Source organism: Plantactinospora sp. B24E8 (assembly GCF_039871735.1).
In the GTDB taxonomy this organism is placed as follows: domain Bacteria; phylum Actinomycetota; class Actinomycetes; order Mycobacteriales; family Micromonosporaceae; genus Plantactinospora.
In genome coordinates, this window is sequence record NZ_JBDPMH010000031.1 from 54,970 (window position 1) to 78,149 (window position 23,180).

The 23,180-nt window shown below is 72.6% G+C and carries 22 protein-coding genes and 1 pseudogene; 13 read left to right on the forward strand and 10 right to left on the reverse strand.

Annotated elements, in window-relative coordinates; genetic code table 11:
- The first annotated feature begins 4 nt into the window (after positions 1-4).
- From ABGB21_RS29490 to ABGB21_RS29510, 5 genes are read left to right on the forward strand one after another with little or no spacing between them, the layout of a single operon-like run.
- Positions 5-1,645, forward strand: coding sequence for an amidohydrolase family protein (locus tag ABGB21_RS29490; RefSeq protein ID WP_347656237.1), 1,641 nt, complete (start codon positions 5-7; stop codon positions 1,643-1,645).
- Positions 1,646-1,669: 24 nt separating this feature from the next.
- On the forward strand, positions 1,670-3,313 hold the full coding sequence (locus ABGB21_RS29495; protein ID WP_347680535.1) for a lysine 5,6-aminomutase subunit alpha: 1,644 nt from the start codon (positions 1,670-1,672) through the stop codon (positions 3,311-3,313).
- Positions 3,310-4,104 (forward strand): OAM dimerization domain-containing protein, encoded by a 795-nt coding sequence (locus tag ABGB21_RS29500; protein WP_347656235.1) that lies wholly within the window; start codon positions 3,310-3,312, stop codon positions 4,102-4,104. Before ABGB21_RS29495 ends, ABGB21_RS29500 begins: the two co-directional genes overlap by 4 nt.
- Positions 4,101-4,559, forward strand: a complete 459-nt coding sequence (locus ABGB21_RS29505; RefSeq protein ID WP_347656234.1) for a hotdog fold domain-containing protein — start codon at positions 4,101-4,103, stop codon at positions 4,557-4,559. Before ABGB21_RS29500 ends, ABGB21_RS29505 begins: the two co-directional genes overlap by 4 nt.
- An 8-nt stretch (positions 4,560-4,567) precedes the next feature.
- Entirely contained in the window at positions 4,568-5,905 is a 1,338-nt protein-coding gene (locus tag ABGB21_RS29510) for a glutamate mutase L (protein ID WP_347680537.1), read from the forward strand.
- Positions 5,906-5,932: 27 nt separating this feature from the next.
- Here ABGB21_RS29510 and ABGB21_RS29515 read toward each other — a convergent pair whose 3' ends face one another.
- Positions 5,933-6,727 (reverse strand): SDR family oxidoreductase, encoded by a 795-nt coding sequence (locus ABGB21_RS29515; RefSeq protein WP_347656232.1) that lies wholly within the window; start codon positions 6,725-6,727, stop codon positions 5,933-5,935.
- On the opposite strand from ABGB21_RS29515, the gene ABGB21_RS29520 reads away from it, so the two are divergent.
- From ABGB21_RS29520 to ABGB21_RS29535, 4 genes are all read left to right on the forward strand, one after another.
- Positions 6,708-7,664, forward strand: coding sequence for a helix-turn-helix transcriptional regulator (locus ABGB21_RS29520; RefSeq protein WP_347680519.1), 957 nt, complete (start codon positions 6,708-6,710; stop codon positions 7,662-7,664). The two genes, ABGB21_RS29515 and ABGB21_RS29520, sit on opposite strands and share 20 nt — an antisense overlap.
- A gap of 883 nt (positions 7,665-8,547) precedes the next feature.
- Positions 8,548-10,125: an apolipoprotein N-acyltransferase gene (lnt, locus tag ABGB21_RS29525; RefSeq protein ID WP_347680539.1), complete on the forward strand. Its 1,578-nt coding sequence runs from the start codon at positions 8,548-8,550 to the stop codon at positions 10,123-10,125.
- Entirely contained in the window at positions 10,122-10,904 is a 783-nt protein-coding gene (locus tag ABGB21_RS29530; protein ID WP_347656229.1) for a polyprenol monophosphomannose synthase, read from the forward strand. Before lnt ends, ABGB21_RS29530 begins: the two co-directional genes overlap by 4 nt.
- A 63-nt stretch (positions 10,905-10,967) precedes the next feature.
- Positions 10,968-11,492: an FxsA family protein gene (locus tag ABGB21_RS29535; RefSeq protein ID WP_347656228.1), complete on the forward strand. Its 525-nt coding sequence runs from the start codon at positions 10,968-10,970 to the stop codon at positions 11,490-11,492.
- Between the two features lie 89 nt (positions 11,493-11,581).
- Here ABGB21_RS29535 and ABGB21_RS29540 read toward each other — a convergent pair whose 3' ends face one another.
- The 3 genes from ABGB21_RS29540 to ABGB21_RS29550 all read right to left on the reverse strand — a co-directional run bounded on the left by ABGB21_RS29540 (position 11,582) and on the right by ABGB21_RS29550 (position 14,476).
- Complete coding sequence (locus ABGB21_RS29540; protein ID WP_347656226.1) at positions 11,582-11,923, reverse strand: RNA polymerase-binding protein RbpA; 342 nt, start codon at positions 11,921-11,923, stop codon at positions 11,582-11,584.
- 212 nt (positions 11,924-12,135) lie between these two features.
- Complete coding sequence (locus ABGB21_RS29545) at positions 12,136-13,290, reverse strand: hypothetical protein (protein ID WP_347656225.1); 1,155 nt, start codon at positions 13,288-13,290, stop codon at positions 12,136-12,138.
- Between the two features lie 85 nt (positions 13,291-13,375).
- The gene (locus ABGB21_RS29550; RefSeq protein WP_347656223.1) at positions 13,376-14,476 is read right to left on the reverse strand and encodes an aldo/keto reductase; all 1,101 of its coding nucleotides are present in this window, start codon (positions 14,474-14,476) and stop codon (positions 13,376-13,378) included.
- 156 nt (positions 14,477-14,632) lie between these two features.
- Between ABGB21_RS29550 and ABGB21_RS29555 the strand changes: the two genes are divergently transcribed.
- On the forward strand, positions 14,633-14,941 hold the full coding sequence (locus tag ABGB21_RS29555) for a hypothetical protein (RefSeq protein WP_347656221.1): 309 nt from the start codon (positions 14,633-14,635) through the stop codon (positions 14,939-14,941).
- A 450-nt stretch (positions 14,942-15,391) separates the two neighbouring features.
- Here the strand turns inward: ABGB21_RS29555 and ABGB21_RS29560 are convergent.
- Positions 15,392-15,487: pseudogene (locus ABGB21_RS29560) on the reverse strand (helix-turn-helix domain-containing protein); the annotation flags it as partial.
- Positions 15,488-15,645: 158 nt separating this feature from the next.
- On the opposite strand from ABGB21_RS29560, the gene ABGB21_RS29565 reads away from it, so the two are divergent.
- A complete protein-coding gene (locus ABGB21_RS29565) occupies positions 15,646-16,407 on the forward strand; it encodes an SDR family NAD(P)-dependent oxidoreductase (protein WP_347680521.1) in 762 nt (253 codons plus the stop codon).
- 97 nt (positions 16,408-16,504) lie between these two features.
- Here ABGB21_RS29565 and ABGB21_RS29570 read toward each other — a convergent pair whose 3' ends face one another.
- Positions 16,505-17,182 carry a hypothetical protein gene (locus ABGB21_RS29570; RefSeq protein ID WP_347680523.1) on the reverse strand — a complete coding sequence of 226 codons (678 nt, stop codon included), beginning with the start codon at positions 17,180-17,182 and terminating at the stop codon, positions 16,505-16,507.
- 113 nt (positions 17,183-17,295) lie between these two features.
- Between ABGB21_RS29570 and ABGB21_RS29575 the strand changes: the two genes are divergently transcribed.
- The gene (locus ABGB21_RS29575) at positions 17,296-17,841 is read left to right on the forward strand and encodes a winged helix-turn-helix domain-containing protein (RefSeq protein ID WP_347656216.1); all 546 of its coding nucleotides are present in this window, start codon (positions 17,296-17,298) and stop codon (positions 17,839-17,841) included.
- Between the two features lie 168 nt (positions 17,842-18,009).
- On the opposite strand, the gene ABGB21_RS29580 is transcribed toward ABGB21_RS29575, so the two are convergent.
- From ABGB21_RS29580 to ABGB21_RS29590, 3 genes are all read right to left on the reverse strand, one after another.
- Positions 18,010-19,155 (reverse strand): DUF6596 domain-containing protein, encoded by a 1,146-nt coding sequence (locus tag ABGB21_RS29580; protein WP_347656215.1) that lies wholly within the window; start codon positions 19,153-19,155, stop codon positions 18,010-18,012.
- The gene (locus ABGB21_RS29585; RefSeq protein WP_347656213.1) at positions 19,152-19,556 is read right to left on the reverse strand and encodes a YciI family protein; all 405 of its coding nucleotides are present in this window, start codon (positions 19,554-19,556) and stop codon (positions 19,152-19,154) included. The genes ABGB21_RS29580 and ABGB21_RS29585 overlap by 4 nt, the downstream gene beginning before the upstream one ends.
- Before the next feature lie 173 nt (positions 19,557-19,729).
- Positions 19,730-20,692, reverse strand: a complete 963-nt coding sequence (locus ABGB21_RS29590) for a LysR family transcriptional regulator (RefSeq protein WP_347656212.1) — start codon at positions 20,690-20,692, stop codon at positions 19,730-19,732.
- Between the two features lie 129 nt (positions 20,693-20,821).
- Between ABGB21_RS29590 and ABGB21_RS29595 the strand changes: the two genes are divergently transcribed.
- On the forward strand, positions 20,822-22,120 hold the full coding sequence (locus ABGB21_RS29595; protein WP_347680525.1) for an MFS transporter: 1,299 nt from the start codon (positions 20,822-20,824) through the stop codon (positions 22,118-22,120).
- Positions 22,121-22,266: 146 nt separating this feature from the next.
- On the opposite strand, the gene ABGB21_RS29600 is transcribed toward ABGB21_RS29595, so the two are convergent.
- The gene (locus ABGB21_RS29600) at positions 22,267-22,752 is read right to left on the reverse strand and encodes a DUF1062 domain-containing protein (RefSeq protein ID WP_347680527.1); all 486 of its coding nucleotides are present in this window, start codon (positions 22,750-22,752) and stop codon (positions 22,267-22,269) included.
- Positions 22,753-23,180 lie beyond the last annotated feature (428 nt).

Here is a 23,180-nt window from a genome sequence, read left to right on the forward strand (position 1 = left end):
GACCATGACGAACCCCTCGATGACGATCGGCTCCTCGGCGACCGTGCCGGCTTTCTCGACCCTGTACCGGGGTGGGCGGTTGTACTGTCCCGCTGATCCGCTGGCGACGGCGTTGCTGGTCCGGGACGGGCGGATCGTCTGGCTCGGTGCCGACGGTGACGCCCCGGCGGCGGACCGGGTGGTGGAGCTGGATGGTGCGTTGGTGACGCCGGCGTTCGTGGACGCGCACGTGCACGCCACCGACACCGGGTTGGCGTTGTCCGGGCTGGATCTGTCCGCGACCGGTTCGGCGCGTGAGGTGTTGGACGCGGTGGCGGGGTTCGCGGCGGGGTTGCCGGCGGACGCGGTGGTGTTGGGGCACGGCTGGGACGAGTCGGGTTGGGCGGACCGGCGGGTGCCGGAGGCGGCGGAGTTGGATCGGGCGGCGGGTGGCCGGCGGGTGTACCTGTCGCAGGCGTCGATCCATTCGGCGTTGTGTTCGTCGGCGTTGTTGGCGGCGGCGCCGGAGGTGGTGCGGGCGGCGGGGTACGACGCGTCGGGGTGGTTGCGGCGGGACGCCCACCATGTGGTGCGGGAGGTGGCGCTGGGGTCGGTGACGGCGGCGCAGCGGCGGGCGGCGCAGGGGGTGGCGTTGCGGCGGGCGGCGTCGTTGGGGATCGCGGCGGTGCACGAGTGTGGTGGGCCGGAGATCTCCAGCGAGGAGGATTTCACGGCGGTGTTGTCCCGCTCGGGTGACGGTGGTCCGGAGGTGTACGGCTACTGGGGCGAGCTGCTGGGGGCGGCGCGGGCGAAGGAGCTGGGTGCGGTCGGCGCGGGTGGTGACCTGTTCGCGGACGGGGCGTTGGGGGCGCGTACCGCGCATGTGTCGGTGCCGTACGTCGACGGGGAGCCGGGTGCGTGTGGGCACGGGTATCTGTCGGCGGAGCAGGTGCGGGACCATCTGGTCGACTGTGCGGCGTACGGGGTGCAGGGCGGGTTCCACGCGATCGGGGACGCGGCGATCGGGACGGTGCTGGCCGGGTTCGGGTTGGCGGCGGAGCGGCTCGGGGTGGAGCGGTTGCGGGCGGCCCGGCACCGGGTCGAGCACGCCGAGATCATGAACAAGCGGTTGATCGCCGGGTTTGTGGAGTTCGGGATCGTGGCGAGCATGCAGCCGGCGTTCGACCGGCTGTGGGGTGGGGAGCGGCGGATGTACGCGTCGCGCCTGGGTGTGGAGCGGGCGTTGGCGTCGAATCCGATGGGGGCGATGCACGCGACCGGGGTGACGTTGGCGTTCGGGTCGGATTCGCCGGTGACGCCGTTGGATCCGTGGGGGTCGGTGCGGGCGGCGGTGGCGCATTTCAGTCCGGTGCAGCGGTTGACGGTGCGGGCGGCGTTCGCGGCGCACACCCGGGGTGGTTGGCGGGCGTTGCCGGCCGGGTTCGAGGGTGGGGCGGCGGGCCGTGGGCCGGCCGAGGGCGTGTTGGCGCCGGGGGCAGCGGCGACGTTCGCGGTGTGGTCGACGCCGGCCGGGGTGGACGGCGGGTTGCCGGTGCTGGTGGCGGCGGATCCGGAGGTGCGGGGGCCGGAGGATCCGACGCCGTTGCCGGTGTGTCGGCGGACGGTGCTGCGCGGTTCGGTGATTTTTGGCGACGGTGTCGGGTGAGTCTGGGGGTGGTTGTCGGTGTCGGTGGTTGACGGGCCGCGGGCCGGCGGGAAGCTGGCTCTGGATCCGGTGCTGGTGCGGCGGGTCCGGGAGTTGGCGCGGCGGGCCGGTGCGCCGGTGGTGGATCTGGCGCGTGGGCACACCACGGTGTCGGTGGAGCGGGCGGTGTTGCGGCTGGCCGGGGTGGTCGGTGCGGATCCGGACGGGATTCCGTGGGTGAACCGGCTGGTGGACGCGGTGGTCGCCGAGGTGGGGTTGGCGCACGGGGTGGCGTTGCCGGTGTTCGACGCGGTGGCGCGGGAGTTGGGTGCGCCGGCGGCGGGTCGGGATGTCGGTGCGGCGGTGACGTTGCTGGCGCAGAAGGCGGCGGCGGGGTCGGTGCGGTTCGGGGTGCCGGAGGGTCGGGCGCGGCGGTCGGCGACTGCGGCGGCGCGGCGGGCGGTCGGTGCCGGGTTGCGGCGGGTGGATCGGCGGCGGGCGGAGCGGGAGCGGCTGGTGCGCCGGTTCTCCGGGCCGCCGTCGACCGGTGGTGGCCGCCGGCCGTGGATCTATCTGATCGTGGCGACCGGGGACATCTACGAGGACATTCCGCAGGCGCAGGCGGCGGCTCGGGCGGGTGCGGACGTGATCGCGGTGATCCGGTCGACGGGGCAGTCGTTGTTGGACTACGTGCCGGAGGGGGCGACCCGGGAGGGGTTCGCGGGGACGTACGCGACGCAGGAGAACTTCCGGTTGATGCGGGCGGCGTTGGACGACTCGTCGCGGGAGTTGGGCCGGTACGTGCGGTTGACGAACTACGCGTCGGGTCTGTGTATGCCGGAGATGGCGGTGCTGGCCGGCCTGGAGCGGCTGGACATGATGTTGAACGATTCGATGTACGGGATCCTGTTCCGGGACATCAATCCGGTGCGGACCTTTGTGGACCAGCGGTTCTCGCGGCAGGTGCACGCCCGGGCGGGGATCATCATCAACACCGGTGAGGACAACTATCTGACGACGGCGGACGCGGTGGCGGACGCGCACACGGTGACGGTGTCCCAGTTGTTGAACGAGTACTTCGCGCACGAGGCGGGGTTGGCGGACTGGCAGTTGGGGTTGGGGCACGCGTTCGAGATCGATCCGGATCTGCCGGAGTCGTTCCGGTTGGAGTTGGCGCACGCGTTGTTGGCGCGGGAGTTGTTTCCGGACGCGCCGTTGAAGTGGATGCCGCCGACGCGGCACATGACCGGGGACGTGTTCCGGGGCAATCTGCTGGACGGGTTCTTCAATCTGGCGGGGACGTTGACCGGGCAGGGGATTCTGCTGGTGGGGATGATGACCGAGGCGGTGGTGACGCCGTGGTTGTCGGATCGGGACATCGCGCTGCAGAACGTGCGGTACGTGCTCGGGGCGGCCGGTGGGCTGCACGAGGATTTTGTGCCGGTGCCGGGTGGGTTCATCCAGCGGCGAGCGCACCAGGTGTTGGGTGAGGCGGCGGAGTTGTTGGCGCGGATCGTGGACGAGGGGTTGTTGACGGCGATCGGGGCCGGCACGTTCGGGATCACGAAGCGGCCGGCGGACCGGGGTCGGGGGCTGGACGGGGTGGTGGCGCACGCGGACGGCTACTACAACCCGGCGACGGAGTTGTTGGAGGCGGGCGCGTCGGGTGTGGGGGGTGGGGCGTCGTGACGGGCGGTCCGGTGGTGCGGCCGTACGGGGACAGCACCGGGGACGGGATGGTGCAGGTGTCGTTCACCCTGCCGGTGCCGCATGACAAGCGGGCGGAGGGGGCGGCGCTGCAGTTGGCGGCGAAGATGGGGGTGGAGCCGGCGTTGCTGGTGCATGCCCGGCAGATGGGGGACGGGTTCACGTTTTTTGTGGTGTACGGGCGGGTGAACCATCTGGTGGACCTGTCGGCGGTGCGGGTGGTGGAGCGGGACTTTCCGTTGCTGTCGGCGAAGGAGGTCAACGCGGTGGTGCGGCGGCGGCTGCGGCGGAAGCTGTCGGTGGTGGGGGCGTGTATCGGCACGGACGCGCACACGGTGGGGATCGACGCGATCCTGAACGTGAAGGGGATCGCCGGGGAGAAGGGGTTGGAGTACTACCGGGAGTTGGCGGTGACGAACCTGGGGGCGCAGGTGAGTGTGCCGGACCTGGTGTCGGCGGCCCGGGTGGCCCGGGCGGACGCGGTGCTGGTGTCGCAGGTGGTGACGCAGCGGGACGCGCATCTGCACAACGTGCGGGAGATGTCGGCGGCGTTCCGGGAGGCGTTGCCGGCGGATCGGCGTCCGTTGCTGGTGGTGGGTGGTCCGCGGTTCGACGAGTCGATGGCGGCCGAGCTGGGGGTGGATCGGATCTTCGGTCGGGGGACGACTCCGGGTGAGGTGGCGAGTTATCTGGTGCACCGGCTGGTGCCGGCGGCACCAGCGGGTGGGCGTGGGTCGACGCGGCCGGTTTCGGGGACGGGGGTGGCGCGGTGACGGGTGCGGTGGTTCAGGGCGGTGCGGGTGACGACCCGCGGCTCGGGTTGACGGTGACGCACCGGCGGTATGTGCCGTACGGGCACGCCCACTACGCGGGGAACCTGGTCGACGGGGCGTACGCGTTGGGGTTGTTCGGGGACGTGGCGACCGAGGTGTGTATCCGGACGGACGGCGACGAGGGGTTGTTCGCCGGTTATGCGCAGGTGCGGTTCCTGGCGCCGGTGCGGGCCGGGGACGTGGTGGAGGTGGTGGCGACGGTGACCCGGGTGGGGCGCCGGAGTCGGACGTTGGATCTGGTCTGCCGGGTGGTGTGTCGGGGGCGGCCGGATCGGGGGCCGTCGGCGGCGGAGGTGGTCGATCCGCCGTTGGTGGCGGTGACCGCGGTTGGCACGGTGGTGGTGCCGGGTGACGGTGCCGCCGCGTCGGTGGACCCGGATCCGGACTCGCGGTAGCGGTGGTGATGCCGTACGTGGTCTGCGCCGATGTCGGTTCGACGTGGACGAAGGTGGCGGTGGTCGACCTCGACGGCGGTGGGGTGTTGGCGGCGGCGGCGCGGCCGACGACGGTCGGTACCGACGTGCTGCACGGCCTGGACGCGGCGGTCGGTGCCGCCACCGCCGGCCTGCCGGACGGGTCGGCGGCACCGTGGTACGTCTGTTCGTCGGCCGGGGGTGGGTTGCGGCTCGCGGTGCTCGGCTACGAGCGGCTGGTCACGGCGCGGGCCGGTCACCAGGTCGGGTTGTCGGCGGGGGCCCGGGTGGTGCACGTGGCGGCGGGACGGTTGGACCGGGCGGGGCTGGTGGCGGTGCGGGCGGCCCGGCCGGATGTGCTGCTGCTGGTCGGCGGGACCGACGGCGGGGACGCGGAGGTGCTGCTGCACAACGCCGGCTGGTTGGCGCGGGCGCGGTGGCGTACGCCGGTGGTGGTCGCCGGGAACGTGGCGGCGGCGCCGGCGGCGGCGGAGCTGCTCGCGGGTCGCGGGGTGCCGGTGACGGTGACCGGGAACGTGTTGCCGGCGATCGGGGTGCTGGCGCCCGGGCCGGCCCGGGCGGCGATCCGGGACGTGTTCCTGCGGCATGTGATCGGTGGTAAGCGGCTGTCGCGGGGGTCCCGGTTCGCCCGGCTGGTGCGGGCGGCGACCCCGGACGCGGTGTTGACCGGGGTCGCCGCCCTCGCCGACCTGGTCGGTGGGGATCTGGCGGTGGTGGACGTGGGTGGGGCGACCACGGACGTGTACTCGGTGCTGGTGCCGGACGAGCGCGGGGGTGGGCCGGGTGCGGCGGCGGCCGGCACCCTGTGGCGGGTCCGGACGGTCGAGGGTGATCTGGGGATGCGGTGGAGCGCGCCGGGGGTGGTCGCGGCGGCGGCGGCGGAGCGGCTGCTGGCGCCGGGCGAGGAGGGGCCGTTGGCGGAGGCGGCGCAGGTGTTGGCGGCGGACCCGGGGCGGCTGGCGGCGGATCCGGCAGGGCGGGCGGCGGAGGAGCGGATCGCGACGTTGGCGGCGGTGGTGGCGGTACGCCGGCACGCCCGGGGTGGGGGGCCGGTGGGGGTGCCGGGTCGGGATCTGCGGGATGTGCGGCTGCTGGTCGGCTCCGGTGGGGTGCTGCGTCACGGTGGTCCGGGGGTCGCCGGTGGGGTGTTGGGCGCGGTGTTGACCGATCACGGGGGCGGGTGGGCGGTGCCCCGGGAGGCGGCCGTGGTGGTGGACGGGGACTACGTGTTGGCGGCGGCCGGGTTGTTGGCGCGGGAGCATCCGGAGGCGGTGGCGGGGCTGCTGCGTCGGCATCTGGGGGGCTGACCCAGATACGCCAGAAACTGGTCCTGGTCAGGCGCCGGCGCCGCCGTCGACCGGGAGGATCGCGCCGGTCACGTACGAGGCGCGGTCGCTGAGCAGCCAGGCGGCCGCCTCGGCGATCTGCCGGGGCTCGCCCATCTGACCGAGTGGGATCGACTTGGTCATCTGCTCGACGATGCCGGGGGTCGCCGCCTCCCAGGTGGCGATCATGTCGGTGGAGGTGCCGCCGGGGGTGATGCCGTTGACCCGGATACGGTCACCGGCCCAGTTCACCGCGGCGGTCTCGGTGAGGCTGTTGAGCGCGCGTTTCATGGCGCCGTAGGCGGGCAGGGCCGGGTTCGCGCGGCGGCTGCCGATGCTGGAGGTGTTGACGATCGCCCCGCCCCCGTTCTTGCGCATGAGAGCGGCCTGGGCGTTCATGGCGGTCCAGTGCGCGCGGAAGTTGATGGCGAACTGCTCGTCGATGTCCTCGTCGCTGGTGGTGTGGACCGGGCCGAACCGCTGCTGGGGGACCGCGCCGTTGTTGAAGGCGCCATCCAGCCGTCCGTGCAGCTTTTCGACCTGGTCGACGGCGGCGCGGATGCTCGCGCTGTCGGCGAGGTCCAGGGTGACGGCGTCGGCGGTACCGCCGTCGGCGCGGATCTCCTTCACGATGGTCTCCAGGGCGTCGGTGCTGCGGGCGGCGAGCACGACGGCGGCGCCCTCGGAGGCGAAGAGCCGGGCCGCGGCCGCTCCAATGCCGCGGCTGGCGCCGGTGATGAAGATGATCTTGCCGGCGAGCAGGCCGACGAGTGCGATCTCAGTGGTGTTCGTGTTGTTCGTCATGGCAACAGCGTCCGGCCGACCGCCGGCCGGATACAGGCACAACCAGTACTACGATCCGCCGCCGGACGGCGCGCACACTGGCCGTATGGACAAACGGGAGCTCGGGGCATTCCTCCGCAGCCGCCGCGCGCGGCTCCGCCCCCAGGACGTGGACCTCCCCTCCGGCCCGCGACGCCGCACACCAGGTCTGCGCCGTGAGGAAGTGGCCGTCCTCGCGCATATCTCCACCGAGTACTACACCCGCCTCGAACAGGGACGGGCGCCACGCCCCTCAGGCGACGTCCTGGCCGCGATCTCCGGCGCCCTGCGGCTCACCGACGCCGAGTCCGACCACCTCCACGTCCTCGCCGGCACCGCGCCGAACCGCACCGGACTGCACCGGCGCGACGTCCGCCCCAGCATCCTCGCGCTCCTCGAACGAATGCCTCAGACAGCTGGCTTCGTGATGTCCGCCGCGTGCGAGGTCCTCGCCTGGAACGAGCTCGCGGCCGCCCTCACGGAGGACTTCGCCCCGCTCACCCCCAATGAGCGCAACCTCGCCCGTCGGGCCTTCCCCGCACCGCAGTACGCCGATAAGACGCTCTACGGGATCTCCGACGCCGCCGACTTCCGGCTGGGTATCGTGATGCAGCTCCACACCACCCTCGCCCGCTACCCCACCGATCCCGCAGTGACCGGCCTCGTCGACGAACTCCGAGACACCAGCCCCGACTTCGCCCAGCTCTGGGAACGCCACGACGTACAGCCCGCACCGACGCTCACTAAGACCTTCCGCCACCCGGCCGTCGGCGAGGTCACCGTCGACTGCGACACCCTCACCCTCACCGACCGCGACCAGTACCTCGTGCTCTACAGCGCACCGCCTGGATCCCCCGGCGCCGAGACGCTGGCTCTTCTGAACGTTCTCGGCGCCCGGGCGAGCGCGCATCTGCACTAGCGCCGCAGCCGACCCCGACGGACACCGCCACCCGACAGGGTGACGTAGTGATTTCCTCGGCCGTGGTCTCCTCGGCCGGCACCGCCACCGACGGTGTTCGCCTCGCACGCGGCCGACGTCTTCCGGGGGCGGCCATGGCGGAGTCCATCGGCATCAGGCGGCTCGTCCGAGGCCGGCGAGGGTCAGGTCTGTCTGGGTCGGGCCCCATCCGCGCGCTGTCGGTCACCGAACGTGAGCCGGGGGCGGGTTTCGGGTGACGGTGGTGGTTGCCGGGGTGTGGTGGGTGCCACCGTCGGCGGGCGGTCGAACGCGACACGCCGCTGCGAATCGGACGACTGGCCCGGGGGCAGTTGACAGTGCCCGGGGGTGACCACGTACCGTCTTTGAGTCCTACAACGGGAAGCGGCTGCTGTTCGCTTCGTCCCTTCGTCCGCTGGCCGAGTGACAGGTACTGATTCGTCGCGACGGCCAGGTCCAGCGGGCGGGGGTCGGCGGGGCGGCGCGAACCGGCCGCGGTTACCGGTGTCTGGGCAGGGTGGTGCGGACGGCCAGTAGACAACGGCCTGACGGGAACAGCCAGTTCGCGTCCGGTCGGTCCGAAGGTCGTGGTGCGGCTCCCTGACCACACCGGCCGGGAAGGGCCTGGGAGCATCGGGGCGCGGCTGTCGGCCGCGCCCCGATTTTGCTTGCCGGCCCGGTAGCCTTCCGCGGGTGGATCCGCACCTGTCGCCGGTTGTCGGCGGCGGGCCGATCAGACGGTGAGGCGTACGTGACTGTGGTGGACACGGCCGGGGCGACGGTCGCCGGTGACGGTGAGGGGCCGCCGCCGGGTGGGCCGGTCGGGCCGGGTGGGCGGGGTCGGCCGGAGCGGGCCGGACGTCCGTTGCCGTTGCCGGTGGCGTTGGTGGCGGCGGCGCTGGCCGGGTTGGCGCTGCTGCTGGCGTTCCCGCCGTACGGGCTGTGGTGGACGGCGCCGGTCGGGGTGGCGCTGCTGGCCGTGGCCGTCCACCGTCGGCGGGTCCGGGCCGGGTTCGGGTTGGGGGCGGTCGCCGGGCTGGTCCTGTTCGTGCCGATGCTGAGTTGGACGAACCTGTACACCGGTAACCTGCCGTGGCTGCTGTTGTCCGGGTTGCAGGCGGCGTATCTGGGGCTGCTCGGGGCGGGGATCGCGGTCACGAGTGTGCTGGTTGACCGGTTCCGGTGGGTGTGGCCGCTGGTCACCGGGGTGCTGTGGGTGGCGCAGGAGGCGTTGCGGGACCGTACCCCGTTCGGGGGTTTCCCGTGGGGGCGGCTCGCGTTCAGTCAGGGGGATTCGCCGCTGCTGCGGCTGGCCGCGGTCGGCGGGGCTCCGCTTGTCACGTTCGGGGTCGCGGTGGCGGGTGGGCTGCTGGTCGCGGCGGTGTGGCGGCCGTGGCGGGGGCGGGGCGGCGCGGGCCGGCTGCGGGCGGCCGGGCTGGTCGCCGGGGCGCTGGTGGTCGTGGTGGCGGGTCTGCTGCTGCCGGTCGGGGTCGGGGCCGGGGCCGACACGGCGACGGTCGCGATCATCCAGGGCAACGTGCCGCGGATGGGGTTGGACTTCAACGCGCAGCGGCGGGCGGTGCTGGACAACCACGTGAACGCCACGGTGGCGTTGGCCGGGCGGGTGGCGGCGGGTCAGGAGCGGCGGCCGGACCTGGTGGTGTGGCCGGAGAACTCCAGCGACATCGACCCGACCCGGGCGCCGGACGCGGCGGCCCGGATCTCGGCGGCCGCCGACGCGGTCGGGGCGCCGATCCTGGTCGGTGCGGTGCTGCTAGGCCCGGGCGAGGGGCAGGTGCGTAACGCGGGGCTGGTGTGGCTGCCGGGTACCGGCCTGGACACGTCGCAGATGTACATCAAGCGGCATCCGGTGCCGTTCGCCGAGTACATCCCGCTGCGGTCGGTCGCCCGGATGGTGAGCAAGGAGGTCGACCGGGTCCGTAACGATTTCGTGGCCGGGGAGCGGCCCGGGGTGCTGCGGGTCGGCGGGGTGCCGTTGGGGGATGTGATCTGTTTCGAGGTCGCCTACGACGGCCTGGTCCGGGACACGGTGACCGGTGGGGCGCGGGTGCTGGTGGTGCAGACGAACAACGCGACGTTCAACGCCGCCGAGGCGGAGCAGCAGCTGGCGATGGTCCGGCTGCGGGCGGTGGAACACGGCCGGGAGGCGTTGATGGCGTCGACGGTCGGGGTGTCCGGGTTCGTCGGGGCGGATGGGCGGGTATCCGGGGCGACCGGGTTCAACACGAGTGCGGTGGTGACCCGGCAGATGCGCCTCGGGGATGCCCGGACGGTCGCGACCCGGGTCGGTGTTTGGCCCGAGGTGGTGCTGGTGGCGGTGGCGGTGGCGTTCCTCGCCGCGGCGGTGGTGGTCCGTCGTCGTCCGGTTCCCGTGGCGGGTGCGGCGACGGCCGGCGACCCGGCGGATGCGGAGGAGCGGTGAATGAGACGGACGGTGTGCCCGGGGTGGGCCGGGTCCTGGTGGTGGTGCCGACGTACAACGAGGCCGACAACGTCACGGTGATCGTCGACCGGATCCGGCGGGCGGTGCCGGCGGTGGAGGTCCTGGTCGTCGACGACGACAGTCCGGACGGCACCGGTGCGATCGCCGACGGGTTGGCGCGGGCGGACGGACGGGTCCATGTCCTGCACCGGGCCGGCAAGGGGGGCCTGGGGGCGGCGTACGTGGCCGGGTTCGGCTGGGCGGCGGACCGTGGCTACGACGCGGTCGTCGAGATGGACGCGGACGGTTCGCACGCCCCGGAGGAGTTGCCCCGGCTGCTGGAGGCGGCCCGGGACGCCGACGTGGTGATCGGTTCGAGGTGGACGGCCGGTGGGCGGGTGGTGAACTGGCCGCGGCGGCGGCAGCTGCTGTCCCGGGGCGGGAACCTGTACACCCGGGTGGCGTTGGGGATGCCGTTGTCGGACGCGACCGGCGGGTTTCGGGTGTACCGGGTGCCGGCGTTGGCCCGGCTGGATCTCGACTCGGTCGCCTCGCAGGGGTACTCGTTCCAGGTGGAACTCTCCTGGCGGGCGCATCGGGCGGGGCTGCGGACGGTCGAGGTGCCGATCACGTTCGCCGAGCGGGAGCGGGGGGCGAGCAAGATGAGCCCGGTGATCATTGGTGAGGCGTTGTGGCGGGTGACGCTCTGGTCGGTGTTCGACCGGCGGCCGGTGTCGGGTCGGACGGGTGGACGCGACCAGCGGGCGCGCTGGCCGTGACGGGGTGGCGTGTCATGCTGGACCGACGGGACACGTGTGGTTCCGACATCCGGATGGGGTGACATGCGCCGAGGGCTGAGGGTCGTGCCGCTGGCACTGCTGCTGACCGTGGTCGTGGAGATCGCGGTGTTTCTGCTGGTCGGCCAGGGGATCGGTTTCGGGTGGACGGTCCTGCTGCTGGTGGCTGCCTCGGCGGCGGGGCTGGTGCTGCTGCGCCGGGAGGGGATGCGGGCCTGGCGGGGTTTCCGGTCCGCGGTGCAGGGCGGTCAGCCGCCCGGGGAGCAGGTCACCGACGGTCTGGTCGGTCTGCTGGCCGGGATTCTGCTGGCGGTGCCGGGTCTGGTCACCGGGGTGGCGGGGCTGCTGCTGGTGCTGCCGCCGGTGCGGCGGCTGGCCCGTCGGGGGGTGCAGCGGGCGGCGGAGCGTCGGGTGTCGGCGGCGGTCGCCGGGGATCTGTTCGGGCCGCGGCGGGTGCGGGTGCGGCGCGACGGTGCCGGGGCGGCGCCGACGGAGCCGCCGCCGGGCCGTCCTCCGCCGTCGGCGGGGCCGGCGATCGAGGGCGAGATCGTGGAGCCGCGCGGCCACTGAGTTCCGGGCCCGGCGCGGCGGCCCGGAACGTGGCACCGCCCCCAGCGGCGGGCTGCCGGTGGGGGCGGTGCGGGGGTGTGTCGCGCGGGTCAGGCCCGGCCGCGGCGGGTCCGGACCTCTTCGAGTCGCTCGTTGAGGATGCTCTCCAGTTCGGCGATCGACCGGCGCTCGAGCAGCATGTCCCAGTGGGTACGCGGCGGCTTGGCCTTCTTCTGCTCGGGCTCGCTGCCGTCGACGAGCCGGGCGACGCTGCCGTCGAACTTGCATTCCCAGGTCATCGGGACCTCGGCGTCGACGGCGAACGGCACCTCGAACTGGTGGCCCTTGGCGCAGAGGTACTCTCGGGTCTGTCGCGGGGCAAGCTCGGTGTTGCGGTCGGACTCGTAGCTCACTGCTCCCAGACGGCTCCCGCGCAGCATGCGCTCGCCCATGATCGGCTTTCCCCTCGGTCGTGATGCTGGTTCTTATCGTTGTAACGACATGTGCCGGGTGGGCGATTCCCACCCGGTGTCAGAAACCTACGTGTCGTCGAACGTTCGAAGCGTAGCCGGATCAACGGCGCAGTGACCGCGGTCACCCTGGCCGGGGGCGAAATGTGCCCGTCGCGTCCGGTTCGTCACGTGACGGGCCCCGGCCGGGCAGGTCAGCCGGCCGGCGTGGGTCCCGGGGTCGCCGGCGCCGCACCGGCGGCGGCCCGGGTGCTGAGGCTGGCCAGCGCCGCCGCCAGGTCGCTGACCTGGGTGGTGAGCTGGGTGGCGCTGCCCCGGGCCGCGTCCCGTTCGGCCTCGGCGGCGGCGAGTCGTACGGTCAGGTCCGCCAGCCGGGCCTCGGCGGCGGCCACGGCGTCCCGGACGTCGCGGAGGTCGGCGACGGCACGGTCCCGGTCCGTCTGGGCGGCCCGGATCTCCGACCGGGCCTGGGCGGCCGCCGTCTGCGCCTGCCGCGCCTCGGTCCGGGCCCGGCCGGCGTCCCGGGTGGCGGTCTCGGCGGCGGTACGGGCCTCGGCGGCCTCGGCCCGGTACCGGTCGGCGGCGGCGACCGCGTCGGTGGCCGCGCCGCGGGCGGTGTCGGCGTCGCGGCGGGCCTCGGCGGCGACCTGTTCGGCGTGTTCGGCGGCGGCCCGCGCGGTGTCCCGCTCCCGGGTCAGGTCGGCCAGCCGCCGCCGGTCGGCGTCGGCGGCGGTGCGCAGCGCCGCCAGTTCCCGGCGGGCCGCGTCCCGGTCCCGCTCTGCCTGGGTACGCAGGGCGAGCGCCGCGCTCTCCGCCTGCTGGGCGGTGTCGCGGGCGGCGAGCGCGGCAGCGGCCTCGGCGCGGGCCTGGTCGGCGAGTTCGGCGGCCCGGTGTGACTCCTCCCGCGCGGCGGCCCGGTCGGAGACCGCGGCGGCCGCCGCCTGCTGTGCCTGGTGCAGGGTCTGCGCCGCGGTCTCGGCCTCGCGGCGCGCCTCGTCCCGTTCGGTGTGTGCGGCGGCGATCTGGGTGGCGGCCTCGGCCCGGACCTCGGCGAGTTGGCGTTCCACCCCGGCCGGGGACAGTTCGGCGTGCAGCGCCTCGCCGAGGGTGGTGGTCATCTGGTCGAGTCGGTCGACGAGTTCCCAGGCCCGGGCGACCTGGCCGGCGAGGCCGGGGGCGCCGCGTTGCCGCATCCGCTGGTTACGGGAGGCCCGCTGGCAGGCGCCGTCGTTGTCCCGGCAGTAGCGGAACGGTCGGCCGGCGGCGGCCCGCTGCGGCACCGGTCGTCCACAGTGGGCGCACGGTCGGGTTTCGGTGGTCTGGTCCGGGGCGGGGGTCTGCGGGTCCATCGCCGGGGAAGTCTAGTGGCCGGCCCTCGTACCGACGGCCGGGACGCGGACCGGGCGGCGCCACCCGGTCCGCCCGCGTCCGGGCTCAGTCGGCCGGCCGGGTCGCCGCGTGGAACACCGGTGGGGCGTAGCCGGCCGGCTTGTCGCCGATGCCGAGTCCGGGGCTGACGATCCAGGACTGGTACTGCGGGGTGAACATCGAGTACGGCGCCGGCAGTTGCGGGGCGCTGACCTCGTCGAGGCGTCGGCGGGCGTCGGCCGGGAGGTCGAAGTCGAGCGCGGCCAGGTTGGCGTCCAGTTGGTCGGCGCTGCTGGCGCCGATGACCACGGACGCGACACCGGGCTGGTGGACCGCCCAGTTGATCGCCACCTGGGCCATGCTCCGGCCCAGATCGGCGGCGACGCTCTCCAACGTCTCGATGACCTGCCAGTCGTGGGCGGTGACGGCCGGGCCGGGGTTGTCGGGGTTGCCGAGGCGTCCGGTGCCGGTGAGCCCGTCGCCGGTGCGTCGGTACTTGCCGCTGAGCAGACCGCCGCCGAGCGGGCTCCAGCCGGTCAGGCCCATGCCGAGGGCCTGCGCCATCGGCGCGAACTCCGGCTCGATGGCCCGGTTGACCAGGGAGTACGGCAGTTGCACGGTGACCATCGGGGTCATCGCGTGCGCTTCGGCGAGGCTCTGGGCGCGGGCCGCGTACCAGGCGGGCACGTCGGACAGACCGGCGTGGCGGATCTTGCCGGCGCGGACCAGGTCGTCGAAGGTACGCACGACCTCCTCCACCGGGGTGATCCGGTCCCAGGTGTGCAGCAGGTACAGGTCGAGGTGGTCGGTGTTGAGGCGGCGCAGCGAGGCCTCCACCGCGCGGATCATGTGTTTGCGGCCGTTGCCGCCGGCGTTCGGGTCGGTCGGGTCGACGGTGTTGGTGAACTTGCTGGTCAGGACCACCCGGTCGCGTACCCCGGCGGCCGTGAGCAACCGGCCGAGGATGGTCTCGCTCTCCCCGGCGGTGTAGAAGTCGGCCGTGTCGACGAAGTTGCCGCCGGCGTCGAGGTAGCGACGCAGGATCGGTTCGACCTCCCCCTCGGTCCGGCCGTAGGCGGCGTGAAAGCCGCTGGTGCCGAAGTTCATCGTGCCCAGCGCCAGTCGGCTGACCCGTAGCCCGGAGCGGCCGAGCAGGTAGTAGTCCATTTTCCTGGTCTCCCAGATCGTGTGTGGGGTGGATGTGGCGGGCCCGGTCGGACCGCCGGTGACAGCCTGCCCCGCGAAAATTGGACCGACAAGTCCAAAATACGGGTCTGGCTTCCGCCCACAGGCCACCCCGTCTCGATGCCGTACGATCGCCGGGTGACGACACCGAGCCGCGCCGATCCGTCCGGGGAAGTGCTGCTCGTCGCCGTCGTCGAGATGGCACCCGGCCACACCGAGGTCGGCCGGCGGTACGAGGACGCCGTACTGGCCCTGCTCGGCCGGCACGGCGGATCGGTCGAACGGCGGATGCGCGGCACGGATTCGGCGACCGAGGTGCACGTGATCCGGTTCGGCTCACGGGCCGGCTACGAGTCCTTCCTGGCCGACCCGGAGCGCCTCGCCCACCGCGAACGGATCGGTGCCGCCGCCCCCACCACCCGGGTCATCGAGGTACACGACCTGTAGAGCGGTCCGCCCGGGGCGGCTGGTGGCCGCCCCCGGTCGACGGCGGCCGGGACGCGGAGCCGGTGTCGGCGCGCCACAGTCGGGGTCGGGGACAATCGATCGTCGACTGTGGTCGGCGGTACCACGATCACTCCGGGCCGGGTCTGTCGTGCGTTGTGTTGGCGGACCCGGTGTGGGAGAGCGCGGCGAGGAGCCGCAACTTCTCGTCACTGTCACTGTCCCTGTCCGGGTAGTAGACGACGAGGATGACGTCGTCGATGGAAGTTTGTCCCGGTGGAGGCGTAGTTCACCGACGACGGGATGATAGACGGTGGTCGTGCCTCCATCGAGACTGCGGACGTCGTGGCGGGCCCACAGGGCGCGGAACCGCTGACTGGCCAGAGCGAGTTCCCCGACGAGCTCGACGAACCGAGGATCGTCGGTGTCGTCGCCGATGGTGGTGCGGAGGGTGGCTTCGAGGACCTGCGGCGAGGGGTTCTTGTCACGGCCCCGTTCCAGGCGCAGGTAGTAGTCGGGACTGATCCCGGCGAGGAGGGCGACCTCGTCAACGGGGGCCCTGCCAGGACCAGGGAAAACGGGGGCTCTGCCAGGCCCGGCGACTACCGTCGAGACTTGGTGGCACCGGCCTGGAAAACGGACGGAAAGACCGTTGTTTGCGTCGCGGTCCGAGCGTCGTCGGCGCAGTGGATCGAAGGGAAAGTCTCATGGATCTCTCCAACCGCACCGTTCTCATCGTCGGCGGGACCTCGGGTATCGGACGAGAACTGGCCCGGCGGTTCGCCGCGGCGGGCAGCACCGTGGCCGTGGGCGGCCGCAGCCCGCAGGCACTCTCGGAACTCGCCGGGGAAGGATTCGGCACGTTCCGCATCGACGTCACCGACAGCGCCTCGGTCGCGTCTGGCCGGGACGCCGTGCTCGCCCGCTACCCCGGGCTGGACACGGTGGTGACCATGTCGGGCGTCATGCTCCTCGAGGACCTGCGTGACCCCACGCACTTCGAGGCGGCACAGGCGACGATCGACACCAACCTGGTCGGCACCATCCGCGTCATCGACGCCTTCACCCCGCACCTGGTTCGCCGGGGCGCCGGCACCTTCATCACCGTCACCTCCGGCATCGCCTTCCTGCCGTTCCCGCCCATGCCCAGCTACGCCGCCTCGAAGGCCGCGGTGCACGCCTACTCCGAGGCACTGCGCGCGCAACTCGACGGCACCGGTGTCGATGTCGTCGAGCTCGTCCCGCCGGCCGTCGCCACCGCGGGCCAGGAGGAGGTGAACCCGCACGCGCTGCCGCTCGACGACTTCGCCACCGAGGCCATGCGACTACTCTCGGCAAATCCCACCCCGCGTGAAATCCTCGTCCAGCGCGTCCTCACCCACCGCTGGGCCGAACGCGACGGCACCTACGACGACCTTGTCGCGCAGCGCTCCCAGGCGTTGGCCATGCTCCCCGGCCGCAAAAGCTGACACCTCCGTCCTCGTTCCCCGGTGTGGCCGGGCGACGGCGGCCGGGCGACGGCGGCCGGGCGACGGCGGCCGGGCGTTCGCCGCCAGCGGGGACCGCTCAGCCGCACCGTCCGTCGGCACGGTTCGCGTCAACGAAAGCGAGGGCGTGCGCCCGGCCGGGACAGCGGCGTGGTCCGGCGCCGAACGCCAGATCGCCGGCCAGAATCACCCGTACCACCTCACCGGCCTCGATGGTGAGGTCCCCGATCGTGGTCCGGACCACCGCCTGCCGTCTGGTCGCCGGAACCGGCGGCTGATCGCGCAGCACGTCCGCCACCGGTCGGTGCCGGGCCCGTTCGACGAGCACCGCGGTCGCGTCGCACGCCTGCACGAGCACCCCGATCCGGGCCGCGGTCCACTCGTCGTAGCCGCCGCCGAGGACCGCGACCAGGCGGTCGACGGCCGCATCGGCGCGCGCGTCGTCGCCGGTGTCCGGCTGGTACGCCTGCGCGACATCCTGTACCAGGCCGACAACCGGCGCGTCGACGCCCATGGCGCGGGCCAGGGTCGCCACCGGATGCCCGGTTCCGTCACCGCGCAGGGAGTCCGGTGGGATCGCGTCCAGGATCGCGACCGACAGCGCACGTCGACGCGCGTACGCCGATCCGGTGCTGAACCGGCCGACCGTGGCGCGAAGCCAGGCGACCCCCGCAGATCCGGGTCGAACCGGCGGGACCACAAAACCAGGATCGTGCAGAACGGCAAAAGCGTCATCGCGGTCGACTATCTGCTGCATGCGGCGAAGCTAGAGCCGCGATCGTTCGGTATCGACCGAACCGACGCGGCCGATAATGGAGACGTGACCCGTACCTCCGATCTGGCGTCCGCCTCCGGTCACTCGCGGCGCTGTTGGCCGACGAGACACGGGCGGCGCTGTGCCTCGCGCTGCTCGACGGCCGCGCCTGGACCGCCAGCGAACTCGCCGCCCGGGCGGAGGTCGCGCCGTCCACCGCGACCGCACACCTGCACCGCCTCGTCGACGGGGGTCTCCTTGTCGAACGCCGCCAGGGCCGCCACCGGTACGTGCAGCTCGCCGGCTCGTCGGTCGCGCAGCTGATCGAAGATCTGGCTGCCCGGACCGACCCCCGCCCGACCCTGGCGCGGGGACTGCGGGCGGTCACCGCCAGCGCGGCCCTGCGGCGCGGCCGCACCTGCTACGACCATCTCGCCGGACGGCTCGGCGTCGCGGTCACCGACGCGATGACCGGGGCGGGGCTGCTCAACCAGACCGGCGGTTTCGCGATCACCTCGGCCGGGGTGGCCGGGGCGAAGCTGGCCGGGGCCTTCTTCGGCAACGGCAGGCTCACGCGGATCGGATCCGGCCGGGCGGTCCGGCTCACGCCCGCCGGCGGGGCCGCACTGCACGACCTGCTGAGACTTGCCGACCTCGGCTGACCCGCCCAGGTCGGGGTTCCACCCAGGGCGTTCGGTGGCGGTCGGCCGCTGCGACAATCCGCCCACCGCGTGTCGGACGGCCGACGCGGATGCGGACCGCACCGCGCACACACGTCGACGAGATCGTCCGTCAGACCGAAGCGAGACACCCGTCGGGCGTCCCTGGCCTCACGGCCGCAGCAGTTGCCGCACCCGCGCGGCCTCCCGGGTCAGGTGGTCGCGCTCCAGGACGCTGGTGGCGGCGCGGGCGGCCTCGGCATACCCGTCGGCGGCCCGTTCGAGGTCGCCGGCGCGTTCCTGCAGGTACGCGGTCACCGCGGCGTACCGGGGCAGTTCCGGGCTCACCTCGGCCAACGCCGCCAGGCCGACCTGTGGTCCGTCGGCCTCGCCGACGGCCACCGCCCGGTTGAGCCGTACCACCGGGCTGCCGGTGAGACGCAGCAGTTCGTCGTACCACTCGACGATCTGCACCCAGTCGGTTTCGGCGGCGTCGCGGGCGTCCGCGTGCAGGGCGGCGATCGCCGCCTGCGCCTGGTATTCGCCCAGGCGGTCGCGGGCCAGCGCGGCCTGCAGAATCTCGACACCCTCGGCGATCAGCCGGGTGTCCCACCGACCGCGGTCCTGGTCGGCCAGCGGCACCAGACGGCCGCCCGGGCCGGTGCGTGACGCCCGCCGGGCATGGTGCAGCAGCATCAGCGCCAGCAGCCCCGCGACCTCGGGTTCGTCGGTCAGCGCGACGAGTTGGCGGGTCAGGCGGATCGCCTCGGCCGCCAGGTCGACATCCCCGCCGTACCCCTCGTTGAAGACCAGGTACAACACGCGCAGCACCGTACCGGGATCACCCGGCTGGTCAAGCGACAGCCCCGCGATCCGCCGCTTGGCCCGGCTGATCCGCTGCGCCATCGTCGCCTCGGGCACCAGGTAGGCCTCGGCGATCTGACGGGTGGTCAGCCCACCGACCGCACGCAGCGTCAACGCGACGGCCGCCGCGTGTGGCAGTGCCGGGTGTGCGCACAGGAAGAACAGGCGCAGCGTGTCGTCCGTGGCCGGCGCCGGACCGGCAGGCGGCTCGACCGCCACCGCGAGCTCCCGCCCGCGCCGCGACGCCGAAGCGCGGGCCGCGTCGAGGAACTTCCGCCACGACACCGCGACCAGCCACGCCTTCGGATCGCGTGGTGGATCGTCCCGCCAGGTCTCCAGCGCCCGGATCAGGGCTTCCTGTACGGCATCCTCGGCCGACGCGAAGTCTGCTCCGCGTCGGACGAGGACACCGATCACCGCGGGTACGAGCTCCCGCAGCAGCGGCTCGTTCACTCGGTGATCGTGGCCGACTCGGTGAGGAACGGCCGCACCTCGAGCCACTCGTGGATCGGCTCGCCGCCCGCGCCGGGGGCGGCGGACAGCTCCCCGGCCAGCTCGACCGCGCGGTCCCAGGACTCCACGTCGATGACCATCCAACCGGCGATGAGGTCCTTGGTCTCGGCGAACGGCCCGTCGGTCACCGGCGGGCGCCCCTCGCCGTCGTACCGCACGAACCTGCCCTCGGGTGCCAGTGCCTGGCCGTCGACGTATTCACCCGTCTCCTCCAGGCGGGCCGCGAAGTCGCGCATGTACTGCATGTGGGCGTCGACCTCTTCCGGCGTCCACCGGTCCATCGGCACGTCGTTGACCGGTGCCGGGGCGCCGCGGTAGTGCTTCAGCAGCAGGTACTTCATCGTGGTTCTCCTTGGTGTCGGTCCGTCTCGTGCCCCGGGGACGGAGCGGCGTCCCCGTTCTCGACAGCCTCGCCCGTGACGGCCATCACATCGTCGCGGATCGTGCTGGTTGTCATGACTCGTGAGGATCCGACACACGAACAGAATGATGGCGGCCGGAGATGCCAACCTCGTCAACGTCCTGCTTGTGGCTCTGAAACCGGTCGCCGTCCCGATGCCGGTATCCAGACCTCGGCGGTGGATCCCTCCGCTCGCCTGGACTCGAGGTACTCGCGCAGTGGGCTCAGCGCGGGATGCGGATTGTCGTCGCGCCAGATCAGTGACATCGGGTATACCGGTGCCGGGTCGCGCACCGGTATACGCCGCAGGTCCCAGCTGTCCGGCCACAGATATCGCGTACGTTCGCCGACCAACGTCGCCAGTTCCGCGGAGTCGGCGATCTCGGCCAGCAGCGCCTCGTTGCCGAAGACCGGCCCGATCCGGTCGATGGTGAGGCCAAACGCGGCGGCGAGCTCGTCGTAGTAGGCGGCCCATTCGGTACCAGCGGCCATGCCGGGCATCCAGATGCGGTGTCCGGCGAGTTGTGCGGGCGTGACGGCGCGGGCGCCGGCGAGCGCGTGACGTGGCCCGACGAGGATCTCGTGGCGCTCGTCGATCAACCGGGCGGTTCTGATCGCGCCCGGCAGCAGGTGCGCGGGGACGGTGACGGCGTGGAAGGTGGCGTCGACCGTGCCCGCCTCGACGGCGGCGGTCGCGGCGTGGACGTCGGCGTCGAGGGTGATGACGTCCAGCTCGATCCGCGGATGCGCACGGTGGAAGTCCTGCAGCAGCACCGCCGGCGCGGTGCGTCGGCTGTGGACGTCGACGCGCAACGCGCGCCGGCCGGGGCGCACGGAGGCGTCGGCGCGCGCCTCCACCCGAAGCAGCTCCCGGGCGTGGGGCAGGAAGGCCTGACCGTCGACGGTGAGTTGGGCGCCGCGAGCCGTGCGGGTGAACAGCCGCACCTCGAGACCTTTCTCCAGCGCGGCGATGCGCTTGGACACCGCCTGCTGCGTGATCGACAGTACGGCGGCGGCCTCCTGGAACTGGCCGGCATCCGCGGCGGCCACGAAGGTACGGACGGCGTCGAGATCCACGGAGCAGATCCTACGGCCACAACAATTGGTTGTGGCTCGTCGCCGATTCGGTTGTTTGATCTGTCATTCCATGCCTTGCTTTGATCACCGCGGTCAACAACGAGTTGTTCACAACGGGAGGTGCGGGGCTTGGCGGCGAGACGATCCCTGGGTCGGCGGTTCGGGTGGTTGTGGGCCTCGTACGCGGTCAGCGCCTACGGCTCCGGACTGGGCTTCGGTGCCCTGCCGCTGATCGCCGTGCTGGTGGTGGACGCCAGCCCCGCCCAGGTGTCCGCACTGTCCGCGATGGGGCCGGCCGTGGGCGCACTGGTCGCGTTGCCGCTCGGGCCGTGGGTGGAGTTCCGCCGCAAACGGCCGGTGATGATCGCGATGGACCTGGCCCGGTTCGCGGTCATGATGACGATCCCCATCGCGTACGCCCTCGGCCGGCTCACCTTCGTGCAGCTGCTGGTCGTCTCGGCCGTGGTCGCCACCGCCAAGATCACCTTTAGTGCGGCCAGCGGCGCCTACCTCAAGGCCCTCGTCCGGCCAGCTGACCTGCTCGTGGCCAACGCACGGTTCGAGTCGACGACCTGGAGTTCCATCGCGGTCGGGCCGCCGCTGGGCGGGGCCGCGGTCGGCCTGTTCGGGCCGGTGACCACCGTCGTGGCCGACGCGCTCAGTTACCTGCTCTCCGCGCTGGGCATCGCGGCGATTCGCGGCCGCGAGGAACACCCGCGGCGCACCGCCAGGCACCGGGTCCGGGCCGCCGAGCTGCGCGACGGCTGGCGGAACATCCTGTCCCGTCCCGGCCTGCGGGCGCTCTATCTCAACCAGCTGCTCGTCGGCGGACTGATCATGGCCACCGAGCCGCTGTTGGCGGTGCTTCTGCTCGGCGAGCTGGGCTTCCCGCCCTGGCAGTACGGCCTCGCCTTCGCCGCCCCCTGCGTCGGCGGACTCGTCGGCTCACGCCTGGCCCCTCGTGTCGTGGCCCGCCACGGCCAACACCGCATCCTCCGTACCGTCGGCACACTGCGCGCCGTCTGGCTGATCGGCCTCGCCTTCGTCCAACCCGGCGTCGCCGGCCTCGCGACGGTGATCGCTGTCGAGCTCGCGATCATCATCAGCATGAGCCTGTACAACCCGGTGCTCGCGACCTACCGGTTGGAACACACCCCCGACGACCGCGTCGCCCGCACCCTGTCGGCCTGGTCGATCAGCAGCAGTGCCGCCATCGCCGTCCTCAGCGCGCTCGGCGGGCTGCTCGCCAACGCCACCAGCCCGCGTACGGCCATCACGGTCGCGGGACTGCTGATCCTCACCAGCCCGCTGCTACTACCCCGCCGTCCGGGTCCCGGAGTCGTACCAGACGGTGAGCTGGCGACAGTCCGGACCCAAGCGCAGGCAGCGGCTTCAGCGAAGCCGGGTACGGAAGCCGTCAACAGCTGACAGACGAAAGCCACGCGACAACCGCAGCCTTGCTCGTGCCCCCACCGCCGCAGGCACCGGGTCGCCCGATGTCTCCGCCTTCACCAACACCTGCAAACGCCGCTCTGTGGTGGGTAGCCGGGCGGACCGCTCGGCTACCCACCGCGTCAGTCGCCGGCGAGCACGGTGAAGGTGAATCCGGTGCTCGTCCGTCGATGCAACGGAATGTCGCACTTGGTGCGGCGCAGTACCTCGTTCCGGCTGAGGCCGAGCCCCTGCGCGATGAGCCGTTCCGGGCGCACCGGTACCGGATCCTCGAAGGCGACCCGCACCTGGACCGGCCACGCCTGGTCGGGCCACGCCGACGGGCTGTCCAGTCGCCAGGCCCCCGTCCAGTCCAGGGTGAAACGGTTGCGCCGGGCGAGCAGCGGATCCAACAGCCTGGCCGCCACCAGGTTCGGGTCGTTGACGTTGTAGCCGTGCAGTTCGTCCGGATCGAAGGAGGTGACCGGCGTCCGCTCGTGCACGGTGAGTTTGCTCGTCCGGTCGCAGGACACGCAGCGGACCAGCAGCCACACGTCCAGCAGTTTGCCGTTGGCGTTGACCCGGAACCTGCCCTGGCCGGTGGTGGCCGACTCCGACCGGCAGTCCACGCAACGCAAGGACAGCAGGGGCAACCTGGTCCGACGAACGACCCAGGGCAGCACGGTATGAGGTTGTGAAGACATGATTTTTCTGGACCTGATCTCTCGAGACCTGACACGAGGTCGATTCGCGCGACCTCGAACGCGGTATGACCGGGCGCGTGGGGGCAGCCCGGCAGAGCCGACGGAGCGCCGGCTACCGGTGAGTGAAAGTCAGGTCTAGAGAGCAGGCGGGGTCACGCGGGTTATGTCCTCTGTCCTCAGCATGGTGGGCCGCAGGCAACCTACGGGAAGCGGGACGAAGGCTCAAACGTTTTCCTCAGACCGCCCGGACCTCGGCGACGGCGAGGTGCCCGTCGACGTGTACGCTCCACGTCTTTGGCGGCCCGCAAGCGGCTCGAGGCGGGCGACGTCGTCACCCCACCGCCCGAGTGCCT